This is a genomic window from Curtobacterium sp. 1544 (genome assembly GCF_040544915.1).
GTDB classification, from domain to species: Bacteria; Actinomycetota; Actinomycetes; order Actinomycetales; family Microbacteriaceae; genus Curtobacterium; species Curtobacterium pusillum_C.
Genome location: NZ_JBEPKX010000008.1, coordinates 109,153 through 134,923 on the forward strand (window position 1 = coordinate 109,153; position 25,771 = coordinate 134,923).

Annotated in this window: 32 protein-coding genes; 10 read left to right on the forward strand and 22 right to left on the reverse strand. The window is 71.3% G+C overall.

Annotation, left to right across the window (positions count from 1 at the left end):
* Nucleotides 1-15: 15 nt before the first annotated feature.
* Nucleotides 16-1,764 carry a 2-succinyl-5-enolpyruvyl-6-hydroxy-3-cyclohexene-1-carboxylic-acid synthase gene (gene menD, locus ABIC61_RS07165; RefSeq protein WP_354029367.1) on the reverse strand — a complete coding sequence of 583 codons (1,749 nt, stop codon included), beginning with the start codon at nucleotides 1,762-1,764 and terminating at the stop codon, nucleotides 16-18.
* On the reverse strand, nucleotides 1,757-2,155 hold the full coding sequence (locus tag ABIC61_RS07170; protein ID WP_354029347.1) for a PLDc N-terminal domain-containing protein: 399 nt from the start codon (nucleotides 2,153-2,155) through the stop codon (nucleotides 1,757-1,759). The genes menD and ABIC61_RS07170 overlap by 8 nt, the downstream gene beginning before the upstream one ends.
* Before the next feature lie 63 nt (nucleotides 2,156-2,218).
* Here ABIC61_RS07170 and ABIC61_RS07175 point away from each other — a divergent pair, with 63 nt between their 5' ends.
* Nucleotides 2,219-2,542 carry a DUF4229 domain-containing protein gene (locus ABIC61_RS07175; RefSeq protein ID WP_354029348.1) on the forward strand — a complete coding sequence of 108 codons (324 nt, stop codon included), beginning with the start codon at nucleotides 2,219-2,221 and terminating at the stop codon, nucleotides 2,540-2,542.
* A gap of 11 nt (nucleotides 2,543-2,553) precedes the next feature.
* Here the strand turns inward: ABIC61_RS07175 and ABIC61_RS07180 are convergent, their stop codons facing one another.
* The 4 genes from ABIC61_RS07180 to ABIC61_RS07195 are packed head-to-tail and all read right to left on the reverse strand — an operon-like array spanning nucleotide 2,554 to nucleotide 6,136.
* Nucleotides 2,554-3,546: a 1,4-dihydroxy-2-naphthoate polyprenyltransferase gene (locus ABIC61_RS07180; RefSeq protein ID WP_354029349.1), complete on the reverse strand. Its 993-nt coding sequence runs from the start codon at nucleotides 3,544-3,546 to the stop codon at nucleotides 2,554-2,556.
* 46 nt (nucleotides 3,547-3,592) lie between these two features.
* Nucleotides 3,593-4,723 (reverse strand): AMP-binding protein, encoded by a 1,131-nt coding sequence (locus ABIC61_RS07185; RefSeq protein WP_354029350.1) that lies wholly within the window; start codon nucleotides 4,721-4,723, stop codon nucleotides 3,593-3,595.
* A complete protein-coding gene (locus tag ABIC61_RS07190) occupies nucleotides 4,723-5,652 on the reverse strand; it encodes a 1,4-dihydroxy-2-naphthoyl-CoA synthase (RefSeq protein ID WP_198656392.1) in 930 nt (309 codons plus the stop codon). The genes ABIC61_RS07185 and ABIC61_RS07190 overlap by 1 nt, the downstream gene beginning before the upstream one ends.
* Nucleotides 5,653-5,689: 37 nt before the next feature.
* A complete protein-coding gene (locus tag ABIC61_RS07195) occupies nucleotides 5,690-6,136 on the reverse strand; it encodes a hypothetical protein (protein WP_354029351.1) in 447 nt (148 codons plus the stop codon).
* Nucleotides 6,137-6,265: 129 nt separating this feature from the next.
* Between ABIC61_RS07195 and ABIC61_RS07200 the strand changes: the two genes are divergently transcribed.
* Nucleotides 6,266-7,261: an o-succinylbenzoate synthase gene (locus ABIC61_RS07200; RefSeq protein WP_354029352.1), complete on the forward strand. Its 996-nt coding sequence runs from the start codon at nucleotides 6,266-6,268 to the stop codon at nucleotides 7,259-7,261.
* Nucleotides 7,262-7,415: 154 nt separating this feature from the next.
* On the opposite strand, the gene ccsB is transcribed toward ABIC61_RS07200, so the two are convergent.
* The 6 genes from ccsB to ABIC61_RS07230 form a co-directional block, all read right to left on the reverse strand.
* On the reverse strand, nucleotides 7,416-8,411 hold the full coding sequence (gene ccsB, locus ABIC61_RS07205) for a c-type cytochrome biogenesis protein CcsB (protein WP_354029368.1): 996 nt from the start codon (nucleotides 8,409-8,411) through the stop codon (nucleotides 7,416-7,418).
* A 5-nt stretch (nucleotides 8,412-8,416) separates the two neighbouring features.
* Nucleotides 8,417-10,123, reverse strand: a complete 1,707-nt coding sequence (gene resB / locus ABIC61_RS07210) for a cytochrome c biogenesis protein ResB (protein ID WP_354029353.1) — start codon at nucleotides 10,121-10,123, stop codon at nucleotides 8,417-8,419.
* The gene (locus tag ABIC61_RS07215; protein ID WP_079238981.1) at nucleotides 10,107-10,805 is read right to left on the reverse strand and encodes a cytochrome c biogenesis CcdA family protein; all 699 of its coding nucleotides are present in this window, start codon (nucleotides 10,803-10,805) and stop codon (nucleotides 10,107-10,109) included. The genes resB and ABIC61_RS07215 overlap by 17 nt, the downstream gene beginning before the upstream one ends.
* Nucleotides 10,806-10,850: 45 nt before the next feature.
* Nucleotides 10,851-11,465: a TlpA family protein disulfide reductase gene (locus ABIC61_RS07220; protein ID WP_144752028.1), complete on the reverse strand. Its 615-nt coding sequence runs from the start codon at nucleotides 11,463-11,465 to the stop codon at nucleotides 10,851-10,853.
* Nucleotides 11,462-12,118, reverse strand: a complete 657-nt coding sequence (locus ABIC61_RS07225; RefSeq protein WP_144752026.1) for a histidine phosphatase family protein — start codon at nucleotides 12,116-12,118, stop codon at nucleotides 11,462-11,464. The genes ABIC61_RS07220 and ABIC61_RS07225 overlap by 4 nt, the downstream gene beginning before the upstream one ends.
* Nucleotides 12,119-12,186: 68 nt before the next feature.
* Nucleotides 12,187-13,677, reverse strand: coding sequence for a SulP family inorganic anion transporter (locus tag ABIC61_RS07230; RefSeq protein WP_354029354.1), 1,491 nt, complete (start codon nucleotides 13,675-13,677; stop codon nucleotides 12,187-12,189).
* Between the two features lie 53 nt (nucleotides 13,678-13,730).
* Between ABIC61_RS07230 and ABIC61_RS07235 the strand changes: the two genes are divergently transcribed.
* A complete protein-coding gene (locus tag ABIC61_RS07235) occupies nucleotides 13,731-14,105 on the forward strand; it encodes a MerR family transcriptional regulator (RefSeq protein ID WP_354029369.1) in 375 nt (124 codons plus the stop codon).
* On the opposite strand, the gene ABIC61_RS07240 is transcribed toward ABIC61_RS07235, so the two are convergent.
* Together ABIC61_RS07240 and ABIC61_RS07245 are read right to left on the reverse strand one after the other, a co-directional pair.
* On the reverse strand, nucleotides 14,094-14,303 hold the full coding sequence (locus ABIC61_RS07240; protein WP_144752019.1) for a hypothetical protein: 210 nt from the start codon (nucleotides 14,301-14,303) through the stop codon (nucleotides 14,094-14,096). The genes ABIC61_RS07235 and ABIC61_RS07240 overlap by 12 nt on opposite strands.
* Nucleotides 14,257-14,637 (reverse strand): hypothetical protein, encoded by a 381-nt coding sequence (locus ABIC61_RS07245; RefSeq protein WP_144752016.1) that lies wholly within the window; start codon nucleotides 14,635-14,637, stop codon nucleotides 14,257-14,259. The genes ABIC61_RS07240 and ABIC61_RS07245 overlap by 47 nt, the downstream gene beginning before the upstream one ends.
* Nucleotides 14,638-14,810: 173 nt before the next feature.
* On the opposite strand from ABIC61_RS07245, the gene aspS reads away from it, so the two are divergent.
* Nucleotides 14,811-16,151 (forward strand): aspartate--tRNA(Asn) ligase, encoded by a 1,341-nt coding sequence (aspS, locus tag ABIC61_RS07250; RefSeq protein ID WP_144752012.1) that lies wholly within the window; start codon nucleotides 14,811-14,813, stop codon nucleotides 16,149-16,151.
* Nucleotides 16,152-16,233: 82 nt separating this feature from the next.
* Here aspS and ABIC61_RS07255 read toward each other — a convergent pair whose 3' ends face one another.
* From ABIC61_RS07255 to ABIC61_RS07275, 5 genes are all read right to left on the reverse strand, one after another.
* Nucleotides 16,234-16,527, reverse strand: coding sequence for a Dabb family protein (locus ABIC61_RS07255; protein WP_144752009.1), 294 nt, complete (start codon nucleotides 16,525-16,527; stop codon nucleotides 16,234-16,236).
* Nucleotides 16,524-16,778: a glutaredoxin family protein gene (locus tag ABIC61_RS07260; protein WP_354029355.1), complete on the reverse strand. Its 255-nt coding sequence runs from the start codon at nucleotides 16,776-16,778 to the stop codon at nucleotides 16,524-16,526. Before ABIC61_RS07260 ends, ABIC61_RS07255 begins: the two co-directional genes overlap by 4 nt.
* Before the next feature lie 90 nt (nucleotides 16,779-16,868).
* The gene (locus ABIC61_RS07265) at nucleotides 16,869-16,967 is read right to left on the reverse strand and encodes a 30S ribosomal protein bS22 (RefSeq protein ID WP_003792170.1); all 99 of its coding nucleotides are present in this window, start codon (nucleotides 16,965-16,967) and stop codon (nucleotides 16,869-16,871) included.
* 118 nt (nucleotides 16,968-17,085) lie between these two features.
* Nucleotides 17,086-17,280 (reverse strand): helix-turn-helix domain-containing protein, encoded by a 195-nt coding sequence (locus tag ABIC61_RS07270; RefSeq protein ID WP_022902482.1) that lies wholly within the window; start codon nucleotides 17,278-17,280, stop codon nucleotides 17,086-17,088.
* A gap of 80 nt (nucleotides 17,281-17,360) precedes the next feature.
* Entirely contained in the window at nucleotides 17,361-17,876 is a 516-nt protein-coding gene (locus ABIC61_RS07275; protein ID WP_354029356.1) for an ArsR/SmtB family transcription factor, read from the reverse strand.
* Nucleotides 17,877-17,948: 72 nt separating this feature from the next.
* On the opposite strand from ABIC61_RS07275, the gene ABIC61_RS07280 reads away from it, so the two are divergent.
* Both ABIC61_RS07280 and ABIC61_RS07285 read left to right on the forward strand, forming a co-directional pair.
* Nucleotides 17,949-19,382 (forward strand): TrkH family potassium uptake protein, encoded by a 1,434-nt coding sequence (locus tag ABIC61_RS07280; RefSeq protein ID WP_354029357.1) that lies wholly within the window; start codon nucleotides 17,949-17,951, stop codon nucleotides 19,380-19,382.
* The gene (locus tag ABIC61_RS07285) at nucleotides 19,375-20,067 is read left to right on the forward strand and encodes a potassium channel family protein (RefSeq protein ID WP_175473676.1); all 693 of its coding nucleotides are present in this window, start codon (nucleotides 19,375-19,377) and stop codon (nucleotides 20,065-20,067) included. Before ABIC61_RS07280 ends, ABIC61_RS07285 begins: the two co-directional genes overlap by 8 nt.
* A gap of 60 nt (nucleotides 20,068-20,127) precedes the next feature.
* On the opposite strand, the gene ABIC61_RS07290 is transcribed toward ABIC61_RS07285, so the two are convergent.
* The gene (locus ABIC61_RS07290) at nucleotides 20,128-20,715 is read right to left on the reverse strand and encodes a TetR/AcrR family transcriptional regulator (RefSeq protein ID WP_354029358.1); all 588 of its coding nucleotides are present in this window, start codon (nucleotides 20,713-20,715) and stop codon (nucleotides 20,128-20,130) included.
* 51 nt (nucleotides 20,716-20,766) lie between these two features.
* Here ABIC61_RS07290 and ABIC61_RS07295 point away from each other — a divergent pair, with 51 nt between their 5' ends.
* Nucleotides 20,767-22,185: an MFS transporter gene (locus ABIC61_RS07295; protein ID WP_354029359.1), complete on the forward strand. Its 1,419-nt coding sequence runs from the start codon at nucleotides 20,767-20,769 to the stop codon at nucleotides 22,183-22,185.
* Here the strand turns inward: ABIC61_RS07295 and proC are convergent.
* A complete protein-coding gene (proC, locus tag ABIC61_RS07300; protein WP_354029360.1) occupies nucleotides 22,182-23,012 on the reverse strand; it encodes a pyrroline-5-carboxylate reductase in 831 nt (276 codons plus the stop codon). The two genes, ABIC61_RS07295 and proC, sit on opposite strands and share 4 nt — an antisense overlap.
* 65 nt (nucleotides 23,013-23,077) lie before the next feature.
* Here proC and ABIC61_RS07305 point away from each other — a divergent pair, with 65 nt between their 5' ends.
* Together ABIC61_RS07305 and ABIC61_RS07310 are read left to right on the forward strand one after the other, a co-directional pair.
* A complete protein-coding gene (locus ABIC61_RS07305; RefSeq protein ID WP_354029361.1) occupies nucleotides 23,078-24,034 on the forward strand; it encodes a cation diffusion facilitator family transporter in 957 nt (318 codons plus the stop codon).
* 48 nt (nucleotides 24,035-24,082) lie between these two features.
* Nucleotides 24,083-24,460, forward strand: a complete 378-nt coding sequence (locus ABIC61_RS07310; RefSeq protein ID WP_354029362.1) for a hypothetical protein — start codon at nucleotides 24,083-24,085, stop codon at nucleotides 24,458-24,460.
* A 10-nt stretch (nucleotides 24,461-24,470) separates the two neighbouring features.
* On the opposite strand, the gene ABIC61_RS07315 is transcribed toward ABIC61_RS07310, so the two are convergent.
* Nucleotides 24,471-24,902: a nucleoside deaminase gene (locus ABIC61_RS07315; RefSeq protein WP_144752651.1), complete on the reverse strand. Its 432-nt coding sequence runs from the start codon at nucleotides 24,900-24,902 to the stop codon at nucleotides 24,471-24,473.
* A 76-nt stretch (nucleotides 24,903-24,978) separates the two neighbouring features.
* On the opposite strand from ABIC61_RS07315, the gene upp reads away from it, so the two are divergent.
* A complete protein-coding gene (gene upp / locus ABIC61_RS07320) occupies nucleotides 24,979-25,614 on the forward strand; it encodes a uracil phosphoribosyltransferase (protein ID WP_354029363.1) in 636 nt (211 codons plus the stop codon).
* Nucleotides 25,615-25,771 lie beyond the last annotated feature (157 nt).

Genomic DNA, 25,771 nt, shown 5'->3' on the forward strand with positions numbered 1-25,771 from the left:
GCGGCGCGGAGTCCGTCAGTCGGCCAGCGGCACCTCGATGACGACGCGCTCCGCCGGGTCCGTCAGCACGCGCTCCAGGTCGCCCCACGTCGCCGCGCGCCGGTACTCCCACCCGAGCCCCGTCACGACACGCTCGACGTCGACGAACTGCGGCGTGGTCATCATCCGGCGCATGTCCGCCTCGGGGGTGGTCGCCGCGACCTCGAGCCCACGGAAGATCGCACCGCCGGAGTCGTTGCCGACGACGACCTGCACGCGGTGCCGCGGTTCCTCGGTCCCCGTGACGAACGCGCCGAGGTCGTGCAGGAGCGTGAGGTCACCGAGCAGCACGCGCGTGGTACCGATCGACGACGAGGACCGTTCGAGCGCCGCGGCGATGCCCAGCGCGGTGGACACGGTGCCGTCGATGCCGGCGAGCCCGCGGTTCGCGTGCACCCGGATCGGCTTGCCCGCGACGTGCCCGTCGGCGACGCGGATGATCTGTGAGGCGCCGAGGACCAGTCGGTCGTGCGGCCAGGTCGCTCCCCAGACGGCGTCGGCGAGCATCGCCCGGTCGACGGGACGGCGGCGGAGCGCGACCTCGTCGCGGAGGAACTTGTTGCGCTCGGCCCGGTCGCTCGAGCGCTTCGCGTCGAGGTCCGGCCCGGCGTCGCCGCCGCCCAGCAGCGCGCGGCTCGTCGCCACCCAGCGCCCCACCCACGCACGGTGCTCCGGCCGGGTGCGGCCCGTCACGCGGACGTCGGACACGAAGGTGGTCGCGGCGGTCGGCCTGGAGGCACGGGCCGGGTCGAAGGGATCGGCGCCCGGACCGCGGACCACGATGGTCTCGACGTCGTCGCGCTGCAGGAGCGCGGGGACCTCACGACTGAGGGTGGGGTGGCCGAGCACGACGGCGCGGCGCACCGCACCGCCGAACTCCGGCTCGCGCAGGAGCTCGCGGTACGTCACCACGAGGTTCCGGCCGAAGCGCGCCCCGCTCGACACCTCGGCGACCAGCGGCGCACCGAGCTCCCAGGCGATCCGTTCGGCGTCCGCCCCGGCGTCGTGCCCCGCGATGACGACCGTCCCGGGCTCGTCGTCCGGCGACAGCTCGGCGACCGGGAGTCCCGAGTGCACGCGGCGGGTGGCGAACGCGAGGTCGACCTCGTCGTCGGGCACCGGCTGCACGTCGTCCTCGCCGAGGCCGGCCGAGAGCGGCTCGCGGAACGCCACGTTGAGCTGCACCGGTCCTGGTTGCCCCTCGTGCCCCGCGGCCGCGGCGACCGCCTGACGCACGAGGGTGCGGACGGTGTCCGTGGTGCTCGCGTCGACGCCGTGCACGGTCGGCGCCTGGACGTCCCGCACGAACGAGACGGCAGCGCCGAAGATCCCCGGCTGGACGGTGGTCTGGTTGCTCCCGATGCCGCGGAGCTCGTCGGGGCGGTCGGCGCTCACGACGATCATCGGCACGCCGGAGTGGTGCGCCTCGAGCACGGCGGGGTGCAGGTTGGCGACGGCGGTGCCGGACGTGGTGACGACGGCGGCGGGTCGACCGGACTCGACCGCGAGGCCGAGGGCGTAGAAGCCGGCGGTCCGTTCGTCGAGTCGGACGTGCACGCTGGTGCCGCCCGCGCGCTCGAGGGCGACGGCGGCGAGGGCGAGGGCTTGCGACCGCGATCCCGGGCTGACGACGACGTCGGTGACGCCGGCGCGCGCCAGCTCGGCGAAGAGCGTCAGCGCGAAGTCGGTCGCGGGGCTGCCGGAACCCGCGGGACCGTCAGCGATCGGTGCGGCCGTCGTCGTCGCGGTGCTGCTCGCGGCGGTCGCGGTCCGCGCGTCGCTCGCGTTCGCGGAACTGCTGCTCGAGGTCTCGGAGGGTCTCGTCGTCCTGGTCCTTGTCCGTGGGGTGCCGCTCGGGGCCGTGCGGGCCCCCGAGGAAGTCCGGGTCGTCTTCGGGTCCACGGTACCCGGAGTCGCCGCCCGGCTTCGTCGCGGGCGCACGGCCCAGGAGGAACCAGAGGACTCCGCCGAGCACCGGCAGGACGATCACGAGCAGCAGCCAGACGCCACGGCTGAGGGAACGGACACGTTCGCGGGGCATCGTGGCGCAGTCGATCGCCGCGTACACCGTGAAGGCCACGGCGGCCACGACGACGATCAACCACAGTCGGACCATGCCCGGAGTCTAGGTCGCGAGGCTGTGGGGTCCCTGCCGGTCGCGCATCCGTAGACTTGCCGCGTGAAAGCGTGGCTCGTCTACACCCTGGCCCGTCTCGGCATCTTCGCCGTGGCCGTGGCACTGCTCCTGCTGACCCGGATGCCCTGGTACTGGGCCGTGATCGTGGGCGCGCTGGTGGGGCTGCTCGTGTCGTACATCGCGCTCGGCAAGCTGCGCGAGCAGGTCACGCTGAGCCTCGCGAACCGCCGGGGGAAGCCCGAGCGTGACGCGGACACCGACTTCGAGGACGACTTCGTCGACGCCGAGGACACGGACGCGCCCGTCGCACGCCCGGTGTCGGACGCCGACCGCCACGCCGCGCGCCGGGACGCCGACGAGGACTGATCGCCTGAGCCCTACGGGGCGGTGGCGAGCGTGATCCCGAGCACGACGCCGAACACGAGCGACGCGAACGACGACAGCTGCAAGGCCGTGATGAGCTCGCGGGGCTTCCGGGACGACACCCCGATCGCCAGGGCCGGCAGTGCCAGCAGCAGCGAGAAGTACGTGAAACCGGTCCGGAAGTAGAGCAGCACGAACCAGAGCAGGACCACGTACGGCAGCATCAGGAACAGGCCGTAGAGCACCCGCGCCACCGGGCGGCCGACGACGACCGCGAGGGTGCGCTTGCCGGCCAGACGGTCCTCGTCGATGTCGCGGATGTTGTTCACCATGAGGACCGCGCAGGCGAAGAACCCGGCGGCGATCGCGGCGGCCCAGCCGCTCAGCGTCACCGAGCCGATGAGGATGAACTGGGTGCCGAGGACGGCGACGAGCCCGAAGAACACGAACACGAAGACCTCGCCCAGGGCGTTGTACCCGTAGGGCTTCTTGCCGCCGGTGTAGAACCAGGCGGCGACGATCGCGGCAGCCCCCACGAGGAGCAGCCACCACAGCTGGGTGAGCACCACGATGACAATGCCGGCCACGGCGGCCAGGCCGAAGAACGTCAACGCGACCGTCAGCACGGTCCGGGGCTTCGCGAGTCCGGCGCCCGTGAGCCGTGCCGGGCCGACGCGGAACTCGTCGGTGCCGCGGACGCCGTCGGAGTAGTCGTTGCTGTAGTTCACGCCGATCTGCAGGAACAGCGCGACGAGCAGAGCGAGCACCGCGATGACGACGTGACCGTCCTTCGCCAGGAACGCCCCGAAGTCGCTCGTGCGGCTGTCGACGAAGGCCACCGTCGTGCCCATCACGACCGGGACGACGCCGAGCGTCAGGGTGCGGAGGCGCGCGCCGCCGATCCAGTCGCTCGCGGTCGCCTTCCGCTTCGTGCGCTGCGGTGCCGCGGCCTTCGCCGGGTTGCCGGAGCGGCGCTTGGACTGCGTCGAGTTCTTCGTTCGTGCCACGACCGTCCATCATATTCGCGACGCGTCGGCGTCCGGTCGCGTGGAGCTACGAAACCGCCATGTCCTGGATCGCCCGACGGTCGGGCTTGCCGGACGCGAGCATCGGGAGCTCGGACACGACGACGACCGCAGCCGGACGCGCTGCCCGGCCGAGCGCGGCGCCGACGTGGGCACGCACCACCTGCAGGTCGATCGTCCGCGCGGTCACCACGACCGGCACCTCGCCCCACTCCCCCGACGTACGCCGGGTCACGACGGCGTCGTCCTGCCCGGGGAGTTCCCGCACCAGGCGCTCCACCTGGCCGAGCGGGACCTTCTCACCGCCCGAGATGACGACGTCGTCGAGCCGTCCGAGCACCCGGACCACGCCGTCGCGCACCTCGGCGGCGTCGCCCGTGCGGTACCACCGGAGCCCGTCCCGCTCGGTGAACGCGGCGGCCGTGCGCTGGTCGTCGTCGAGGTACCCCTCGGCGAGCATCGGGCCGGCCAGGAACAGCTCGCCGTCGACCACCTCGGCGCGGACGGTGCCGAACGGGACGCCGTCGTACACGCAGCCGCCGCTCGTCTCGCTCGCCCCGTAGGTCGTCACCACGCGGACCCCGGCGTCGAGCGCACGCTGCCGGAGGGGTGCCGGCGTCGCCTGTCCACCGACGAGCACGGCGTCGAACGCCGCCAACGCGCGCGTCGCGCGGGGATCATCGAGCACCCGCGCCAACTGCACCGGGACGAGCGACGTGTAGCGGCGCGGAGCGCCCGGTCCGGTGACGAGCCGATCGGCGGCGTCGGCGAAGGTGCCCGCGTCGAAGTGTCCCGGGGGCACGACGACGGGTGCCGTCCCGGCGGCGATCGACCGGGTCAGGACGTTGAGGCCGGCGATGTAGTGCGTGGGCAGCGCGAGCACCCACCCGCCCGGACCACCCAGTGCCGCATCGGCGGCGGCGGCCCCGGCCAGCAGCGCCTCGGAGGAGAGCGCGACGCGCTTCCCGGTCCCCGTGGACCCGCTCGTCTCGACGACCAGGGCGACCCGCTGCGGGACGGTGGCCGGGGCCGGGGTCGGCAGCGCCGGAGCGCCCTCCGCGACGGGGAGCAGCGCGGGGCCGCCGGCGAGTGCTGCCTCCAGGCCGCGGAGCACGACCGACGGGTCCGACGTGCCGGTCGCGACCAGCGGACGGGTCATCAGTAGTGCCAGGGGAAGGCGGTCCACTCGGGCGCGCGCTTCTCGAGGAACGAGTCGCGGCCCTCGACGGCCTCGTCGGTGCCGTACGCCAGCCGTGTGGCCTCACCCGCGAACACCTGCTGCCCGACCATGCCGTCGTCGACCGCGTTGAAGGCGTACTTCAGCATCCGGATCGCCGTCGGGGACTTGCCGAGCACGATCTCGCCCCAGCGGATCGCCTCGCGCTCGAGGTCCGCGTGCGGGACGACGGCGTTCACGGCGCCCATCTCGTACGCGCGCTGGGCGGAGTACTCCTGAGCGAGGAAGAAGACCTCGCGGGCGAACTTCTGCCCGATCTGCTTGGCGTAGTACGCGCTGCCGTACCCGCCGTCGAACGAGCCCACGTCGGCGTCGGTCTGCTTGAACTTCCCGTGCTCGGCACTCGCGATCGTGAGGTCGCAGATCGCGTGCAGCGAGTGACCGCCGCCCGCCGCCCACCCCGGCACCACGGCGATGACGACCTTGGGCATCATCCGGATGAGGCGCTGGACCTCGAGGATGTGCAGGCGTCCCATCGATGCCTGGGCAGCCGCGGGGTCGACGCCCTCCGGCGGAGCGCCCTCGTCACCGACGTACTGGTAGCCGCTGCGCCCGCGGATGCGCTGGTCACCGCCGGAGCAGAACGCCCAGCCGCCGTCCTTCGGGCTCGGGCCGTTCCCGGTGAGCAGCACGACGCCGACGCGCGGGTCCTGGCGGGCGTCGTCGAGGGCCCGGTACAGCTCGTCGACCGTGCGCGGGCGAAAGGCGTTGCGGACCTCGGGGCGGTCGAACGCGACCCGGACGATCCCCTTCGAGACGTGCTTGTGGTACGTGATGTCGGTGAACTGCTCCGCGATCGGAGCCGCGGTCCAGACGTCGGGATCGAACAGGTCGGAGACGGGAGCAGCCATGGCTCCACGGTACCGCTCGGGCACGGTTTGCTCGGGCTCAGACGCCCATGCCGTCCGCCGCCGAACCACCCATGTCGGTCAGCACCTCGGGTGCGACGATCACGAGCAGCACGATGAGGATCACCGGGTTGGCGAAGAACGCCACGACGACGCCGATCGCGCCGTACCAGCGGCCGAACGACCCGACCGCGGCGACGAAGCCGAGGACCGCGGCGATGAGCGTCAGGAACACGACGACGAAGCAGATGCCGAACGCGAAGTCGGTGTCGCCGCCCATGAACACGGCGAAGGCGCTCGCGTCGACCGCAGCCGAGACCACCGCGAGCCCGAGCGCGATCTTGCCGACGACCGGGTTGCGCTTCCTGCGACCGGCCTGCCCCTGGTGGCGGACGTCGACCGTGTTGCGCTGCATGAGCCGTGCGAACTCGTCGGTGTCGCGGCCGGGTGCCGACGGGCGCGACGCGCGCTGCTGCGGTTCCGGCACCGCGCCTCCCTCGTCCTGGTCGTGTCCCTGCTGCCGACCCTGGCCGACCGATGCATGCTAATGCCCTGCCCTGGCGGTCCCCTCCGAGGAACCGTGAGGCGGGCTGGACGTCGCTGCCAGGATGGGTACGTGCTCCCCGACCACGCCGAACTCCCCGACCTCGCCGACCTCCTGGCGGACGCGCACGTGGTAGCGCTGCCCATGCGGGTGCGGTTCCGCGGCATCACCTCGCGCGAGGCCCTCGTCCTCCGTGGCCCGGCGGGCTGGACCGAGTTCTCGCCGTTCGTCGAGTACGGCGACGCCGAGGCCGCCGCCTGGCTGCGGGCCGCGATCGACTTCGGGTGGCAGCACCACGAGCCTGCCGCGGACTCCGTGCCGGTGAACGCCACCGTGCCTGCCATCGCGCCCGACGCCGTCGCCGGGTTGCTCGCCCGCTACCCCGGCTGCACCACCGCCAAGGTCAAGGTCGCCGAGCCCGGCACGACGATCGACGACGACGTCGCCCGGGTCGCCGAGGTGCGTCGGATCATGGGTGCCGACGCCCGGGTCCGGGTCGACGCGAACGGCCTGTGGAGCATCGACCAGGCGGCGGTCGCCCTGGAACGCCTCGCCCCGTTCGACCTGCAGTACGCGGAGCAGCCCTGCCGCACCGTCCCCGAGCTCGCGGCGCTCCGTGCCCGGGTGTCGGGGCTCGGCGTCCCGATCGCCGCCGACGAGAGCGTTCGCAAGGCCTCCGACCCCCTCGCCGTCGCGCGCGCCGGGGCTGCTGACGTGCTCGTCGTCAAGGCGCAACCCCTCGGCGGCATCATCGCGGCGCGCGCGATCGTCGCCGAGGCGGGACTGCCGTGCGTGGTGTCGAGTGCGCTCGACACGTCGGTCGGGCTCGGGATGGGGGCGTTCCTCGCCGCGTCCGCCATGAGCCCGGGGTACGCCGCCGGGCTCGGCACGGCGGCGATGTTCGAGTCGGACGTGTCGGACACGCCGCTGCTCCCCGTCGACGGGCGGGTGCCGGTGCGCCGCGTGGAGGTCTCGCCGGAGCTGCTGGCGCGGAACGCGGCATCGCCGGAGCGGACCGCCTGGTGGCGGGCACGGCTCGAGCGCGCGCACGCGGCGCTGGCCAGTTGAGGCCCTGAGACCGACCAGAGACGGACTGGAGGTGGGCCCCACCAGCCGGTACCGGCGCACTGCGCCAGCGGGGTGACGGCCGTGCCTGGAGGGACGGTGCCAGCCGGCACCGCGCCTCCAGTCCGATGGCGGTCGCGTCAGCGACCCGCGCTGATCACAGTCCCGAGTAGCTGTGCAGGCCCTTGAAGAAGACGTTCACGACGGAGAAGTTGAACATCACCGCGGCGAAGCCGATGAGCGCCAGCCACGACGACCGGGCCCCACGCCAGCCGCGCGTCGCACGGGCGTGGATGTACCCGGCGTAGACGACCCAGATGATGAAGGTCCAGACCTCTTTCGTGTCCCAACCCCAGTAGCGGCCCCAGGCCCGCTCGGCCCAGATCGCGCCGGCGATGAGCGTGAAGGTCCAGAGGACGAAGCCGACCAGGATGACGCGGTAGGTCAGGACCTCGAGCCGGTCGGCGTCGGGCAGCGTCTCCATGAAGCGGAGCTTGCCCGAGGTCGAACGGCCCTGGCGGTAGGTCTGCACGAGCTGCGACACCGCAAGGCCGGCACCCAGGGCGAAGAACCCGGTGCCGGCGATCGCCACGAACACGTGGATGACGAGCCAGTACGACTGCAGCGCGGGCTGCAGCGGGACGACGGGCACCCAGTAGTTCACGGTCGCGATGCCGAGCAGGATGATCGTGAGGCCGGTGATGAACACACCGAGGAACTTCAGGTTCTGCCAGAGCTGCACGAGCAGGAAGATCAGGATGATCAGGCCCGTGCCGGTCAGGGAGAACTCGAACATGTTGCCCCACGGCACACGGTCGGCCGCGATCCCGCGCAGCACGATCGAGCCGACGTGCAGCACGAGCGCGAGGATCGTCATCGCCATGCCGACGCGTTCGAACCGGGTGCCCCCGCGTCGGGCGCTCCCGCCGTCGGACGACTGGGACACCTTCTCGAGGACGACGGTGCCGCCCTGCACGGTGGCGACCGTCCGCTCCGCGGTGCTGGCTTGGGGCGCACCGGCGCCGTCCGCGGCGGCCGCGACGTTGCCGGAGCGCTTCGCGACGTCCAGGGCGAACGCGATGAACGCGATGACGTAGACCGCCATGGCGGAGTACGTCAGCACGACCGAGTAGGTCGCGAGGTTCGTGGTCATGTCGTTCACTGGGGCATCCTAACTCCGAGGTCCGACGTGTGGCGCTTGGCGATGTCCGCCACGGCCCGTTCGAGGTTCGGGTCCTCGCCACGTGCGAGACCGGCGTACTCGAGGTCGTAGCCCGGCTCCGCACCGGTGCCGTCGTCGCGACGGGGCACGACCTTCACCCACACGCGACGGCGCGGGACGAAGAGCGAGGTGAGGAGGCCGAGGACGCTCAGCACGGCGAAGCCGCCGACCCACAGCTGCGAGGGGTCGTGGTGCACGTCGAGCGAGACGTAGCGCTTCACGCCGTCGAAGGTGATCGATCCCGCGTCGCCCGGCAGCTTCTTGGTCTGTCCGGGCTTCAGCTCGATGCTGGCGGCGTCGGACTGACGCCCCGCGATCTGCTTCAGGCCGCTCGTGTCGAGCGTGTACACGCTCTGCGGGACACCGTCGTCGAGACCGAGGTCACCCGTGTACACCTGCAGGGTCAGCAGGGGGTTCTGGTCGTCGGGGTAGGCGCTGGCGTACGCCCCGGTGGAGAGCTTCGACGCCGTCGGGTAGAAGAAGCCGACCATGCCGAGCTGGTCCGGCGCGGCGTCGGGCACCTTGATGACACCCGTGGACGTGTAGTTCGCGTCCTCCGGCAGGAACGGGACCGTGTCCTCGAACGCCACGTTGCCGTCGCCGTCGCGCACCGTGACGTCCATCGCGTAGCCGTTGCCGAGGAGGTAGACGTTCGTGCCGCCGACGCTGACCGGGTCGTTCACGCCGAGGCGGCTCGTCTGCTTCGTGCCGCCCTTCTCCTGCGTCGTCACGGTCGCTGAGTAGTCGAGCGCCTGTCCGAGGGCGTCGAGGTTCCGCTCCTCGTACTTGGTGACGAACTTGTCGAGGGTGAAGTTGTAGCCCTTGAGGTCGGTCTGCTGGAACCACCGGCCGGGGTTGAACGAGTCGTACGAGCCGAGCACGTTCGAGAACGTCTGCCCCTCGACGAGGAGCCGCTGACCGGTGTAGCCGAAGCCGCCGCCGACGCCGACCGCCAGGAGCACGCCGACGAGCGCCGCGTGGAAGACCAGGTTGCCGGTCTCACGCAGGTACCCGCGCTCGGCGCTGACCGAGTCACCGAACCGCTCGACGCGGTACCCGGAACGCTTCAGGAGTGCCATCGCGCGGGTGACGGCCTGGTCCGCCGGCACCTCGGTCCCGTCCGCGGCGACCTTCTGGTAGCCCGCGAGTCGCGTGAGTCGGACCGGGGTCTTCGGCGGCCGGGTGCGGAGCGCCTGCCAGTGGTGCTTCGTGCGCGGGATGATGCAGCCGATCAGCGAGACGAACAGCAGCAGGTAGATCGCCGAGAACCACACCGAGGTGTAGGTGTCGAAGACCTGGAGCTTGTCGAGGATCGGGTACAGCGTCGCGTGGTCCGCCTTGTACTGCACGACGCCGTTCGGGTCCGCGGTGCGCTGCGGGACGAGCGAACCCGGGATCGCGGCGAGGGCGAGCAGCATCAGCAGGAACAGCGCGGTCCGCATGCTCGTGAGCTGGCGCCAGAAGAACCGCATGTACCCGACGAGGCCGAGCTTCGGCTGGTTGACCCCGTCGCCACCACCCGCAGCGGAGGGCTCGGCCGGACCGGAGCCGTCGACGTGGTCGGACGGTCGCTGCGGGTCCGCCGAGGTGTCGGTGGAGTCGATGTCGGCGGCGTCGACGTCGGGTTCAGACTGCGGGGACAAAGCTCTGGATCACCGCCCCCGCGCTCGACATGACGGCCGACCAGATTCCGGTGACCATGAGCAGACCGATGACGATCAGGATCGCTCCTCCGATGATGTTGACGGTGCGCATGTGGCGCTTCACGGCGCGGATCGCCCCGGTCGCCCAACCGGCACCGAGCGCGACGAGGACGAACGGGACGCCCAGGCCGAGGCAGTACGCGACGCCGAGCCACATGCCCTGCCAGGCACTGCCCGACTGGACGCTGAGCAGGTTGATCGCGGCGAGGGTCGGGCCGAGGCACGGCGTCCAGCCCAGGCCGAACACGATGCCGAGCAGGGGTGCGCCGACCAGACCCGTCGCGGGCGTCCACCCGGGTTTGATGGTGCGCTGCAGGAACGTGAAGCGGCCGACGAACACGAGGCCCATCGCGATGACGACGACACCGAGGATCTGCGTGATGAGGTCACGCCACCGCACCAGCCAGAAGCCGAGCGCGCCGAAGACCGTCGTGTACGCGACGAAGACCGCCGTGAACCCGAGGATGAACAGCAGCACCCCGAGCACCACACGACCCCGGCGCTGCCCGCCCTCGGCGACGCCACCGACGTACCCGAGGTACCCCGGTACGAGCGGCAGCACGCACGGTGACAGGAACGACACCAGTCCGGCGAGCGCCGCGACGGGGAGCGCCACGGCCATCTGCCCGCTGAGGATCGCGTCGGCGAAGGGGTTGCTGGACACGGGTCAGGAGGCCTTGCCCGACAACTCGTCGGAGACGAGGGTGTTCAGGATCCCCGGGCCGTCGACGGCGCCGAGGACCCGCGCTGCGACACGGCCCTGCTTGTCGAGCACGATGGTCGCGGGCACGGCGTTCGGGGCGATCTGCCCGGACATCGCGAGCTGCATCGCGCCGGTCTTCTGGTCGAGCACCGTCGGGTAGTCGACCTTGAAGGTGCGCTCGAACGCCTCGGCCGTGGCCTGCTCGTCACGCACGTTGACGCCGATGAACTGGACGTCGTCGTCGGCGAACTGGTCGTGCACCTTGTTGAGGTACTTCGCCTCGGCCCGGCACGGCGGGCAGCCCGCGTACCAGAAGTTCAGGACGACGACCTTGCCCTTGAGTGCCTTCGACGAGACGGTGTCGCCATCGATGTCCTTCGCCTCGAAGTCCACGGCGTCCGTGCGCTTGTCCGTGGCGACCTCGGTCACCGCGCCGTCGCCGGAGATGTAGTTCTGCGTCGTGCCGCTGCCGTACTGCTTCGACAGCGAGTCGTTGTCCGACGAGCAGCCCGTCAGGACGAGGGCGGCCGTCACCGCCGTCGCCGCGAGGACCGCGAGCCGCTTCCTGGTGCTGGTCACACTGCTCCTTCGTCGATGGCGGTCGCGCGCAGGGCCTGCGCCGGGTCCGCGTACCCGACCTCGGTGAACCGGCCGGACGAGGTGGCGGGTACACGCTCGACGGTCGTGATGCTGGAGAGGTCGCAGCGCCGCTTCCTCGGGTCGTGCCAGAGCTGCTCGCCGGCGAGACGGCGGTGCACCATCCAGATCGGCAGCTGGTGGCTGACGAGGACGACGTCGCCCTCGTCGACGCTCTCCCACGCCGTGGCGATCGCCGCGAGCATCCGGTTCGCGATGGACTCGTACGCCTCGCCCCAGCTCGGCCGGAACGGGTTCGCGATCCACGGCCACTCGGCCGGGCGTCCGAGCGAACGCTTCGTGAACCCCGGAGGCTGCCCCTCGTAGCGGTTCGTCGGCTCGATGAGTCGTTCGTCGAGCGCAACGTCGAGCCCGAAGGCCTCGGACCACGGCGCCGCGGACTCCTGCGTGCGCTGCAGCGGGGAGGCCACGATGCGACGGACGTCGACCCCGGCGTCCTTCCACGCGGTGGCCGACGCGAGCGCCATCTGCTTGCCGAGGTCGCTCAGCCCGAAACCGGGGAGCCGCCCGTAGAGGACACGGTCCGGGTTGTGCACCTCGCCGTGACGGACGAGGTGGATTCGGGACGCGGGCATGGGTTCCAGTGTAGGTCGCCCAGGCGTTCCCACCGCCCGCACAGACGATTCACCGGATGCGGAAGCGCTCAGCCGAGTTCGCCGGACAGCCGCCCGTGCAGCGCGACCGAACCCGTGTTGAGGTTCACCACCTCGACGGTCGAACCGTGCTTGGCGAAACGCTGCTCGACCCCGTCCAGGGCCGCGACCGTGCTCGCGTCGAACACGTGCGCGTCGGACATGTCGATGACCACGTGCTCGGGGTCCTGCGCGTAGGAGAACCGCGTGACGAGGTCGTTGGACGACGCGAAGAACAGCGCACCGCGGACCCGGTACCGGACCGTGTGCTCGTCGACCGGCTCGCGTACGACGGACACGACGTGCGCGGCCCGCCGAGCGAACACGAGCGCAGCGACGACCACCCCGACGAGGACGCCGGTGGCGAGGTTGTCCGTCGCGACGACCACGACGACGGTGATGACCATCACGGCGGTCTCGCCGAGCGGCATCCGGCCGAGGGTGCGGGGGCGGATGCTGTGCCAGTCGAAGGTCGCGACGCACACCATGATCATCACCGCGGTCAGCGCGGCCATCGGGATCTCGGCGACCAGGTCGTGCAGGACGATCGTCAGCACGAGCACCGAGACCCCGGCGACGAAGGTCGAGATCCGCGTCCGGGCACCGGCGGTCTTCACGTTGATCACGGTCTGACCGATCATCGCGCACCCACCCGTGCCACCGAAGAACGCGGACACGACGTTCGCGACCCCCTGCCCCCAGGACTCCCGCCACTTGCTCGACCCGGTCTCGGTGATCGAGTCGACGAGCTGCGCGGTGAGGAGCGTCTCGATGAGTCCGACGATCGCGACGCCGAACGCGTACGGCGCGATGATCTGCAGCGTCTCGAACGAGATCGGCGTCGTGATGCCGGTGAACCCCGGCAGCGCCGTCGGCAGGGATCCCTTGTCCCCCACCGTCGGCACCGCGATGCCGGCGATCAGGGTGATCGCCGTGATCACCACGACGGCGACGAGCGGGGCCGGGACCGCCTTCGTGAGGAACGGGAAGCCGACGATGATCGCGACGCCGAGGGCGGTGAGCGGCCACACGATCGCCGGGACGTCCCCGCCGAACAGGTTCGGCAGCTGCGCCGTGAAGATGAGGATGGCGAGGGCGTTCACGAACGCGACGTTGACGCTCCGCGGGATGAACCGCATGAGGCGCGCGACACCGAGGAAGCCGAGCACGAGCTGGAAGACGCCGCCGAGCACGATCGTGGGGACGAGGTAGGCGATGCCGTGGTCCCGCACGAGCGGGGCGATGACGAGCGCCACCGACCCGGCGGCGGCGGACACCATCGCGGGACGGCCGCCGACGATCGAGATGACGACGGCGATGACCACGCTCGAGAAGAGCCCGACGGCGGGGTCCACCCCGGCGACGACTGAGAAGGAGATGGCCTCGGGTATGAGGGCGAGCGCGGTGACGATCCCGGCGAGGACCTCACGCGTCAGCAATCGGGGCGAGCGCAGGGCGCTGAGGACGCTCGGGGCCGTCGGGGAGTGGGTGATCACGGACATCACGTCGAACTCTACCCTCACGTGAGGGTAGAGTTCGGCGGGTGAGCACCACCATGCACATCGGGGAACTGGCCGAGCGCGCGGAGATGTCCCTCCGTACCATCCGGCACTACGACGAGGTCGGCTTGCTCGTGCCGAGCGGGCGGACGAGCGGCGGGTTCCGGGTCTACACCGAGCAGGACCTCGAGCGCCTGCTCGTGATCCGTCGGATGAAGCCGCTGGGGTTCACGCTCGACGAGATGGCCGAACTGCTCCGGGTCGTCGACGGTCTGGCGGCGAAGGACCCCGGCGACGCAGCCGCCCTCGCCGCACGGCTCGACGAGTTCCTCGTGGATGCGCGGGCGCGGCACGCGAAGCTCGTCGAACGTGCCGGCATGGCCGAGGAGTTCATCGGCACCCTCGGGACGCTGCGCGCTTCACTCCCGTGACAGTTCGCCTGCCTCGATGAGCCGCTTGCGCTCGCGACGCGCGGCACGCGTCTCCTCGAGGAACTGGATGACGTCGTCGTGCATCGCGATGAGCCGCCGCGCCTTCCACGGCCGGAACCGGTACCGGTGACGCACTTCCTGCCGCCATTCCTCACGCCGACGCTCGATGAGCACCTTGACCGGATCCTGCACCGCCATCGTCTTCTCCTCCCGTGATGAGTTCCAGCACGATCCTGCCGAAGGTCGCATCGTGATCGCGAAGAATCTGCATGTTGTACATCGTCTTGGCGCTCGCGAGACCGACCTCGCTCCGCCCCACGTCCGAGTCGCACGCCTGCTCGACCGTCCACACGAAGCGCGACCACGCCCGGTCCCGCTCCTCACGCGCCACGTCCCGCCGCCACCGCAGCACCGCCCACAGCCCGCCGACCAACCCCGCGACCGCCGTCAGCGCCACCGCCAGCGCAGCCGCGACCACCGTCGCCACCGCCGCAGGCGGCCAGGCCGCGAGCCCCTCGACCCCTGCCGTCATCCGGGGCCTCCCTCCAGCTCGCGACCCGGCCACGTCGAGAACGCTACGGAGCCGGCCGACCGGCCACGTGCCTCCAGGCCGACCCTGTGGACGACGCCGGACGGATGCCGGTCTGTGGAGGAACGGACGCACCCAACGACGGGCCCGGAGGCAGACCGGTAGACTCGACCACCGTGATCGAACGCACCCGCATCGCCGACCTCGCCGCACGCCCCGACGGCCCCGTCTCCGTCGCCGGATGGGTGGAGACCGTCCGAGACCAGAAGAAGGTGCAGTTCGTCGTCCTCCGCGACGAGTCCGGCGCCGCCCAGCTCGTCAACCCCGCCACGCGCGAAGCGGTCGAGGGCGACGACGCCTCCGCCGCAGCACTCGCGACGACCGAGGCGATCTCCGGCCTCGCGCACGGCACCTTCGTGCACGTGCAGGGCACGCTGAAGCACGACGAGCGCGTCAAGCTCGGCGGTCTCGAGGTCAAGGTCGGCGACCTGACCGTCGTCAGCGCCGCCATCCCGGAGACCCCGATCGCGGACGACTCCTCGCTCGACAAGCGCCTCGACTGGCGCTTCCTCGACCTGCGCAACCGCAAGCAGAATCTCATCTTCCGCATCCAGACGACGATGGAGCACGCGTTCCGCACCTACTGGGTCGAGCGCGACTACATCGAGATCCACACCCCGAAGCTGATGGCCTCGGCGTCCGAGTCGCGTGCCGAGCTCTTCCAGCTCGAGTACTTCGAGACCACGGCGTACCTCGCGCAGTCTCCGCAGAACTTCAAGCAGATGGCGCAGCCGGCCGGCTTCGGAGCGGTCTTCGAGATCGCCGACGCCTTCCGCGCCGACCCCTCGTTCACGAGCCGTCACGCGACGGAGTTCACGAGCATCGACGCCGAGTTCTCGTGGGTCGAGTCCCACGAGGACGTCATGGCCATGCACGAGGAGCTCCTCGTCGCCGGGTTCACCGCCGTCAAGGAGAAGCACGGCAAGGACATCGAGGAGGTCTTCGGCTTCGAGTTCGTCGTCCCGACCGCCCCGTTCCCCCGCGTCACCCTGGCCGAGGCCCGGAAGATCGTGGCCGACAGCGGTTACGAGGTCGTCCGCGCCGACGGCGACCTCGACCCCGAGGGCGAGCGCCGCGTGAGCGCGTGGGCGAAGGAGACCCACGGCTCGGAGTTCGTCTTCGTGACCGACTACGACGCCTCGATCCGGCCGTACTACCACATGCGCCACGCCGACGACCCGACGCTCACGAACAGCTACGACCTGCTCTTCAACGGCGCCGAGATCTCGACGGGTGCGCAGCGCGAGCACCGGGTGGAGATCCTCGAGGCGCAGGCCGTCGAGAAGGGCCTCGACCCGGAGGAGCTCGGCTGGTACCTCGACTTCTTCCGCTACGGCGTCCCGCCGCACGGCGGCTTCGGCATGGGCCTGGCGCGCGTGCTCATGCTCGCACTGCACGAGCCGTCGATCCGCGAGGTCACCTACCTGTTCCGTGGCCCGACGCGCCTGACCCCGTAGTCGCCCGGTACACGCCAAACGGCCCCCGTTCACAGCGAACGGGGGCCGTTCCGCGTGTGCGGGGCCGGCCTGGAGGCGCGGCTCACCGCTCCCAGTCGATGGCCGCCCGCCCCGTGACCAGGCCGCGGATCTCCGCTGCCGCGGCCTGGTGCTGCGGGTGCACCTGGTACTCGTCGAGACCGGCGAGGTCGTCGAAGGTCGCCACGACGGCGACGTCCTGGTTCTTCCCGGGGTAGGCGACGTTCTCGACGACCTCCAGCGAGCGGATCGACCCGACGGTGCCGGTCAGCCCGACGAGGAGTTCCCGGATCCGCGCGACGGACGTGGCGCGGTCGAGGTCCTCGCGCAGGGTCCAGGAGACGACGTGGTGGATCATGCGCGGGCCTCGGCCTTCTCGAGTGCACGGCGGAGCCGGTCGGCGTCGACGTGCCAGTTGCTGTGGACGCGCCCGTCGACCAGGACGACGGGGATGTCCTCCGCGTACTCCTCGCGGAGGGCGTCGTCGTCGAGGATGGACAGCTCCTGCAGGGTCGATCCGGGGTGTTCGGCCACGACGCGTTCGACGACCGGGCGGGCGTCGTCGCAGAGGTGGCAGCCGGGCTTGGTCAGCAGGGTCACGGCGGGCATGGCACCACCATATCCGCACCGCGGAATGCGAAAGCCCGGGGAAATGCGAAAGCCCCGGCGAACCGGGGCTTGACGCTGCAGGCTCGGGGCCTACTTCTTGTTGCGACGCTGGTGGCGCGTCTTGCGAAGCAGCTTGCGGTGCTTCTTCTTCGCCATGCGCTTGCGACGCTTCTTGATGACAGAACCCATACGGACCTCACTCGGACTGATGTTGTGTGGACACCGGGCCAACGAGACCGCGGAAAAACAACCCCGCCGAGTCTAGCGGAGGGCCGACGCGATGTCGAACGGGCCGGTTCGGACCCGCCTAGCCGACGTCGGCGATGCCACCGCGCAGGACGTCCGCGACGGCGGACTCCGGGACGCGGAAGGACCGGCCGAACCGGATGGCGGGGAGTTCACCCGCGTGGACCATGCGGTAGACCGTCATCTTGGAGACGCGCATCATCTCGGCGACCTCAGCGACGGTGAGGAAGCGCACGTCGTCGAAACTGCCGGTCATGGTCCGCCTTCGGGGATTGGTGTGACCTGTGTGGTCACTGGCAACTGTAGGGGCCGGTGCGACCGGTGTCCAGATCCGGCTCAGTCCTCGTCGCCACGCCGGGTGAAGCGCTTGCGGCTGCGGTCGACGACACGCTCCCAGCCCTGCTGCGCACCGCTCAGGGCGGCGGTCGCGCGGTAGGACGCCTCGGCCATCACGCGACCGAGTTCGGTGCCAACCTCGACCGTGGCCTTGCCGGCCGTGCCGGAGCGGCGGACCGACACCGGCTGGCCGTCCATCGTCCACGCCGTCGTCGCCGGGGTGCCGTCCGCGTCGACCGCGTTCGTGAACGGGAGCACCCACTCCTCGATGCCGACGAGCGGTTCCGGGTCGAGACGGTAGTAGCGGTGCTGTCCCTCTTCACGGCTGGTCACGAGCCCCATGTCCCGGAGGACGCGGAGGTGCTTCGACACGGTGGGCTGGCTGACGCCGAGCTTCTCGACGAGCTGGCCGACGCTGAGCTCGCCGCCGGTGACGTCCGACCCGTACGAGGACAGCAGCGCCCCGAGCAGTTCACGCCTGGTGGGATCCGCCACGACGCTGAAGATGTCGGCCATGCAGCAAGGCTAGCCGGGCCGTCACGGATGTACCATGACGAACCGTCCCGCCCATGTCCCCGGAGGCATACGATGCTCGATCGTCACGAGCCGCCGTCGCGTCCGGCGGGCGCGACCCGTCGGCGGCCGTCCCGGATCGGCACCGCGCTCCGTTCGTCGCCGTCGCGCCTGGCGATCGTCGTCTTCGTCGCGTTGATCTTCGTCTTCACGAGCCTGTTCATGACCCCGTGGGCCGCGGCGGACGGACGCTCGACGCACTTCGCGGACGCGCTCTTCACCGCGGCGTCGGTGGTCTGCGTCACCGGGCTCGCCACGGTGGACATGGCGACGCACTGGTCGGTGTTCGGCAAGACCCTCGTGGTGATCGGCACGCAGATCGGAGCCGTCGGCGTCCTGACGTTCGCCTCGATCCTCGGCCTCTTCGTCACCCGGAAGCTGGGTCTCCGGGCGAAGCTCATGGCCGCCGGTGACTCGAACCCGCTGCGGACGCACCACGGCGCCGTCCCCGAGGGCCAGGCCGTCCGCCTCGGCGAGGTCGGCACCCTGCTCGCGACGGTCGCGGTGAGCACCCTGTCGATCGAGGTCGTCCTCGGGCTCCTCCTGCTGCCGTCCGTCCTCATCGCCGGCATGCCGTTCTGGACGGCGGTCGGCGACTCGTTCTACTACGCCGCGATGGCGTTCACGAACACCGGCTTCGCGCCGAACGCCAGCGGACTGACGCCGTTCGCGCACGACTACTGGTTCCTGTCGCTGCTGATGGTCGGCGTCGTCGCGGGGTCGATCGGCTTCCCGGTGATCCGCGCCCTGACGAAGCAGCTCCGCTCCCCGCGCCGCTGGCCCATCCACGTGAAGCTCACGCTGGCGACGAGCGCGGTGCTGCTCCTCGGCGGCGCGGCCGTCTACATCGCGCTCGAGGCATCGAACCCGACGACCTTCGGCGAGGAGGGCGCCGGCCGCACGGCGTTCCAGGCGCTCTTCCTGTCGACGATGACCCGGTCCGGCGGGTTCTCCCTCGTCGACTTCGACCAGCTCAACGGCTCCAGCCTGCTCGTCACGGACATGCTCATGTTCATCGGCGGCGGCTCGGCCTCGACCGCGGGCGGCATCAAGGTCACGACGCTGGCGGTGCTGTTCCTGGCAGCGGTGGCGGAGGCACGCGGACGCCAGAGCATGGAGGCGTTCGGCCGACGCATCCCGAGCGACGTGCTCCGCGTCGCCGTGGCGGTCGTGCTCTGGGGCGCCACGATCGTCGCCGTCGCCACGGTCGTGCTGCTCCAGATCACGCACGAGTCCCTCGACCGTGTGCTGTTCGAGGTGATCTCCGCGTTCGCGACGTGCGGCCTGTCGTCCGGGGTGTCCGCGAACCTGCCCGAGTCCGGCAAGTACGTGCTCGCCGCGACGATGTTCCTGGGCCGTGTCGGTACAGTGACGATCGCCGCTGCACTGGCCGCCAGCCAGAGCCGGCAGTTGTTCCGCCGTCCCGAGGAGAGGCCGATCGTTGGCTGACCGCAACCGCCCGCACCCGCTCGGTGCCGTGAGCCACGACGCCCCGGTGCTCGTCATCGGTCTCGGCCGGTTCGGCGCCGCCACCGCCGGACAGCTCGAGCGGCAGGACCGCGAGGTCCTCGTCGTCGACACCGACGCCGGACTCGTGCAAAAGTGGTCGGACCGGGTCACGCACGCGGTGCAGGCCGACGCGACCGACATCGACGCGCTGCGGCAGATCGGCGCGCAGGACTTCCCGATCGCCGTCGTCGGCACCGGCAGCGACCTCGAGTCGAGCGTGCTCATCACCGCGAACCTGGTGGACCTCGGCATCCCGCAGATCTGGGCGAAGGCGATCAGCCGGTCGCACGGCACGATCCTGTCCCGCATCGGCGCGAACCACGTCGTCTACCCCGAGCGCGAGGCCGGCGAGCGCACGGCGCACCTGGTGTCCGGCCGGATGCTCGACTTCATCGAGTTCGACGACGACTTCGCCGTGGTCAAGATGTTCCCGCCGGCGTCGGTCCGCGGGAAGGACCTGGCGACGACGGTGATCCGCACCCGCTTCGGCCTCACGGTGCTCGGCATCAAGACCCCGGGCGAGGCCTTCGTGCCGGCCACGCCGGAGAGCGTGATCGGCCAGAACGACGTCATCATCGTCTCCGGGACCGAGAGCGCCCTGGAACGCTTCGCCGCCCTGGAGTGAGCAACAGACGGACCGGAGGCGCGGGGCGGGCCCGCACCGTGCCTCCCGTCCGTCAAGGGGTCACGTCGCGGACGCGACCCCGTGACGCAACGCGCGGAAGAGTCGGTCCAGCGCGGCGCGGTGCGCCGTCGCGACGGCGTCGCGGTCCTCGTCGGCGAGGATCCGCCGGGCGGTCTCCACGAACACCGTCGCGTAGCCGGCGACGAAGAGCGCGGCGAGCAGTGCGTCGCCCGTCGCTTCGGCGAGCGCGTCCTGCGCCCCGGCGGCGAGCTCGCGGGAGCGGGCCTGCAGCGCCGGTGACGCCGCGATCGTCCGGAAGAACGACTCCGACCCGGGGGCGAGCCCGGAGACCGGCGCACGGTCGTCGACGAGCCGCGCGGTCAGCGCCTCGAGCGCGTCGAGGACCTGTGCCCGCGGGACCCCGTCGACCGCCGCTCGGAACAGCTCGACGGTCTCGTCCGAGCGGTCGAGGAACAGGTCCTCCTTGCGCGGGAAGTGCTTGAAGACCGTCACGCTCGAGACGCCCGCGGCCTTCGCGACCTGCGCCACGGTGACCGCGTCGAAGCCCTGCTCGGCGAACATCCCGGAGGCCGTCTCGGCGATCCGCGCGCGGGTCTCCGGTCCCCCGCGGGGTGCGCTCCTGGGCATGCGGACTCGCTTTCCATTGACTGACTGAGTTTAGTGACTTAACTTAGACGCATGAACGCCGTCAGCACCCACTCTCCCCGATCCCTCCGCGGTTCGCGGGTCGCCCTCGCCGGACTCGCCGCGGTCTTCCTGTTCGAGATGCTCGACAACTCGGTCCTGAACGTCGCGCTGCCGACGATCGGCCGGGAGCTCCACGTCGGCGCGTCCGGACTGCAGTGGGTCACGGGCGCGTACTCGGTGGTGTTCGGCGGGCTCATGCTCGCCGCGGGTGCCGTCGCCGACCGGTACGGCCGCCGACGGGTGATGCTCGTCGGGCTCGTGCTCCTCGGGCTGGCGAGCCTGGCGACGGCGTTCGTCACCACCGCGGACCAACTCGTCGCCGTGCGCGTCGTCACCGGGATCGCGGCCGCCATGACCACACCAGGGTCGATGGCCCTGGCGTTCCGGCTGTTCGACGACGACGACCAGCGCGTCCGGGCGATCAACCTCATCTCGACGGTCGGGCTCATCGGCCTGGCGGTCGGCCCCACCCTGGGCGGCCTCGTCCTCGCCGTCGCACCGTGGCAGGTGCTCCTGCTCGTCAACGTGCCGATCGCCGCCCTCGCGTTCGTCGGAATCCGTTCCGGCGTCGCCCGCGACGAACCCGCCGGGCTGCACCGGGCACCGATCGACTGGGCGGGGGCCGTCCTCGGCACCGCGACGGTCGTGCTGGCGCTCGTCGCACCGACCCGGTTCGCCGAGGGCGGGATCGGCGACTGGACCGCCTGGGCAGCCACCGCCGCGGCGATCACGGCGGGGACCGGTTTCGTGGTCCGCGAGCGCACGGCCGAGCACCCCCTGCTCGACCTCGCACTGCTCGCCCGTCCGCTGGTGTCGAGCGGTCTGGCGTACAAGGCGGCGACCGGCCTCGCGGTCGCGGGCCTCGGGTACCTGGTCACCCTGCAGCTCCAGCTCGCGTGGGGATGGCCGCCCGCACTCGCCGCGGTCGGCATGCTCCCCCAGGTGGTCGTGCTCGTGGCGGGGAGCGCCTTCGTCGGACCGTTCGTCCGGCGGGTCGGACTCGAGCACGCCGCGTGGTCGAGTGCCGCCGCTGTCGTCGTCGGGCTCGGTGTCTACACGGTGCTCGGCACGCGCGGCTACGGGTGGGTCGCCCTCGCCCTGGTGCTCGTCGCGGCGGGCCTGCGGGTCGTCGGGGTCGTCGCCGGCACGAACGTGCTGCGCGGGCTGCCGGAGGACCGGTCGACGATCGGTGCCGCGCTCGTCGACACGTCGTCCGAGGTCACCTCGGCGATCGGCATCGCGGTCGCGGGCACGGTGCTCGCCACGGTGTTCTCCGGGCGACTGACGGCGACGCCGTGGACGCAGGCGCAGGGCCTGCAGTTCGACAGCGCCGTCGTGATCGCCGGGACCGTGCTGACGGTGCTCGCCGGTGCGCTCGTCACGTGGGCGGTGCTGCGAGCGCGGCGCTAGCCCTTCGCGAGTTCCTCGGCGCGGGCGATCGCCGCGCGGGACGCCCGCTCGAAGGTTCCCGCCAGGTCGGCGTCCTGCAGCACGGCGACGGCACGCTCGGTCGTGCCCTTCGGGCTGGTGACGGCCTTCCGCAGGTCGGTCGGCTCCTTGCCGGACGCCGCGAGCAGCTCGACCGCGCCGCGGAGGGTGCCCTGCACCATCGCTTCGGCCTGGTCCTGCGAGAACCCGAGGGACTCGGCCGCCTGCTGCCACTGCTCCACGAGCAGGAACACGTACGCGGGACCGGACCCGGAGACGGCGGACAGTGCGTCGAGCTGCGACTCGGGGACCTCGATGACCACACCCGAGACGTCGAACACCGACGACGCGAGCGCGACCGCCTCGGCGTCGGCAGAGGGACCGGCACTGATCCCCGTCACGCCGTGCCCGACGCCGATCGGGGTGTTCGGGAGCGCCCGGACGACCCGGACCCCCGCCGGCACCTTCGCCTCCATGCTGGCGATCGTCGTCCCCACCGCCACGCTCACGACGACCGCCCCCGGCTCGAGGTCCGCCGACACCTCGTCGAGCAGGTCCGCGATCACGTACGGCTTCACCCCGAGCACGACGAGCGCTGCGCCACGGACCGCCGCGCGGTTCGCGTGGGGGTCGGTGTCGGTCGCCGTGGCGTCCAGCCCGCGCTCCCGGTGCGCCGCGGCGGACTGCTCGGACTTCGTGGTGAGGGTCACGGTCGCCGGGTCGAGACCGGCGGCGAGCAGGCCGTCGAGGACCGCGCCGGACATGGAGCCGACGCCGAGCAGGGCGGTACGGGGCAGTTCGATCGTCATGCTCCCGACCCTATCCAGCGCTCCCGCCTAGGATCGTGGGCGCAGGTCAGGGAGAAGGGACATCTGTGAGCGCTTCCGGAGGCACCAAGGCCATCTTCGCCGCACTCGGTGCGAACATCGGCATCGCCATCGTGAAGTTCGTCGCCGCGGCGATCAGCGGGTCGGCGTCGATGCTCGCCGAGGGCGTCCACTCGCTCGCGGACTCCGCGAACCAGCTCCTGCTCCTGCTCGGTGGGCGACGTGCCCGACGCGCAGCGGACGAGGAGCACCCGTTCGGTTACGGACGCGAGCGCTACGTGTACGCGTTCGTCGTGTCGATCATCCTGTTCTCCGTCGGCGGCGTGTTCTCGCTCTACGAGGGCATCGAGAAGCTCACCCATCCGCACCCCCTCGACAACTGGTGGCTCCCCGTCGTCGTGCTCGTCATCGCGATCGGCCTCGAGGGGTTCTCCCTCCGGACCGCCCTGAACGAGGCCCGACCGCAGAAGGGCCGGCAGAGCTGGGTGCAGTTCGTCCGCCGCGCGAAGGCCCCCGAGCTGCCCGTCGTGATGCTCGAGGACACCGCCGCCCTGCTCGGCCTGGTGTTCGCACTGTTCGGTGTCGGCCTGACGGCGATCACGGGCAACGGTGTGTTCGACGCCATCGGCACGATCCTCATCGCGGCGCTGCTCATCGCGGTGGCGGTCGTGCTCGGCATCGAGACGAAGAGCCTGCTCGTCGGCGAGGGCGCGACCGCCGCCGACGTCGAGCGGATCAAGCAGGCCGTGCTGGACGGTCCGGAGGTCGACTCGATCATCCACATCAAGACCCTCTACCTCGGACCGGACGAGCTCATGGTCGGTGTGAAGGTCGCGGTCGACGGCGACCGTCGACTCGGCGACGTCGCGGCGGGCATCGACACGGTCGAGCAGCGCGTCCGGGCGGCCGTGCCGATCGCCCGGGTGATCTACGTCGAGCCCGACGTGCTCCGCACCGGTCCGCGTCCGCCGACCGAAGCGATCGTGATCCGCGCCGCAGACTGAGGGGAACCTTGCTGGCGGGCACGCCGACCGGTCATCCACGATGGTCACATGTCGGCGCTCTTCAGCATCCTGCTCGTCCTGCACTTCCTCGGCCTCGCGGCGGTCATCGGCGCGTTCCTCGTGCAGGTGCGCCGCAAGGGCGGGTTCCAGACCTTCTGGCCGATCACCGGCCTCATCGTCCAGCTCGTCACGGGCCTCGGGATGATGGGGATCATCGACGCCACGAGCGACGGCGGCGCGAACCACGCCAAGCTCGGCGTGAAGCTCGTCATCGCTGCGGTCGCCCTGGTGCTGGCCTTCGTCGCCCGCGCCCGGCAGAAGCGTGCCGACGCCGGGGCCGCGAAGGCCAAGGCCGCACTGCCGTTCTTCCACTCGGCCGGTGCGCTCGCGATCGTCAACGTCCTGATCGCGGTCCTCTGGAAGTGACGACGCTCGCTCAGCGCCGAGCGGCGAAGAACGCGTCCAGCAGCGCGGCGCACTCCCCCTCGAGCACGCCGCCGATGACCTCCGACCGGTGCGGCATCCGACGGTCCCGCGCGACGTCGTAGACGCTCCCGCTCGCCCCGGCCTTCGGGTCCCACGCGCCGAACACGATGCGCGGCACACGCGCGGCCATCACCGCACCGGCGCACATCGGGCACGGCTCGAGCGTCACCACGAGGGTGAGGTCCTCGAGGTGCCAGTCACCGATCGCCGCCGCGGCCGCCCGCAGGGCGAGCACCTCGGCGTGCGCGGTCGGGTCCTGCCGCGCCTCGCGCTCGTTCCGCCCGACGGCCACGACGGTGCCGTCCCGGCCGAGGACGACCGCGCCGACGGGGACGTCCCCCGTCGCCAGGCACGCGCGGGCCTCGTCGAGCGCGCGCTCCATGGCGGGCACGAACGGGCGGGCAGCGGGTGCTTCCACGGTCTCTCCTGGCGGTCGGCAGCACGGTAGGCTCGACACTATGCGAGTCCACGTCGCCGACCACCCGCTCATCACCCACAAGCTCTCGGTGCTCCGCGACCGTACGACGCCCTCCCCGACGTTCCGCGCCCTCACCGAGGAGCTCGTGACGCTCCTGGCGTACGAGGCGACCCGGAACGTGCGCGTCACCGCGACGCCGATCGACACGCCGGTGGCCCACACCATGGGCGTCTCGATCGCGAAGCCGCGGCCGCTCGTCGTCCCGATCCTGCGCGCCGGGCTCGGCATGCTCGAGGGCATGGTCAAGCTCGTCCCGACGGCCGAGGTCGGCTTCCTCGGGATGGCGCGCAACGAGGAGACCCTCGAGCCGCAGACCTACGCCGAGCGTCTGCCCGACGACCTGACCGGCCGCCAGTGCTTCGTGCTCGACCCGATGCTCGCGACGGGCGGCACGCTCGCCGCCGCGATCGACTTCCTGTTCGACCGCGGCGCGGAAGAAGTCACGTGCGTGTGCATCCTCGGTGCACCGGAGGGCCTCGCCGCCGTCGAGCAGGCAGTGGGCGACCGCAACGTCTCGATCGTCCTCGGCGCCCTGGACGAGAAGCTCGACGAGAACGGCTACATCGTGCCGGGCCTCGGCGATGCGGGCGACCGCCTCTACGGCCTGGCCGAGTAGGACGACCACCGGTCGCGACGCGACCACCTTCTCCACTGGAGGCGGGGGGGGGGGGGGGGCCCCCCCCCCCCCCCCCCCGCCCCCCCGGGGGGGGGGGGGCGCCCCCCCCCCCCCGCCGGGTGGGCCCACGGGGGTTACACCCCCAAAAAAACCAAAA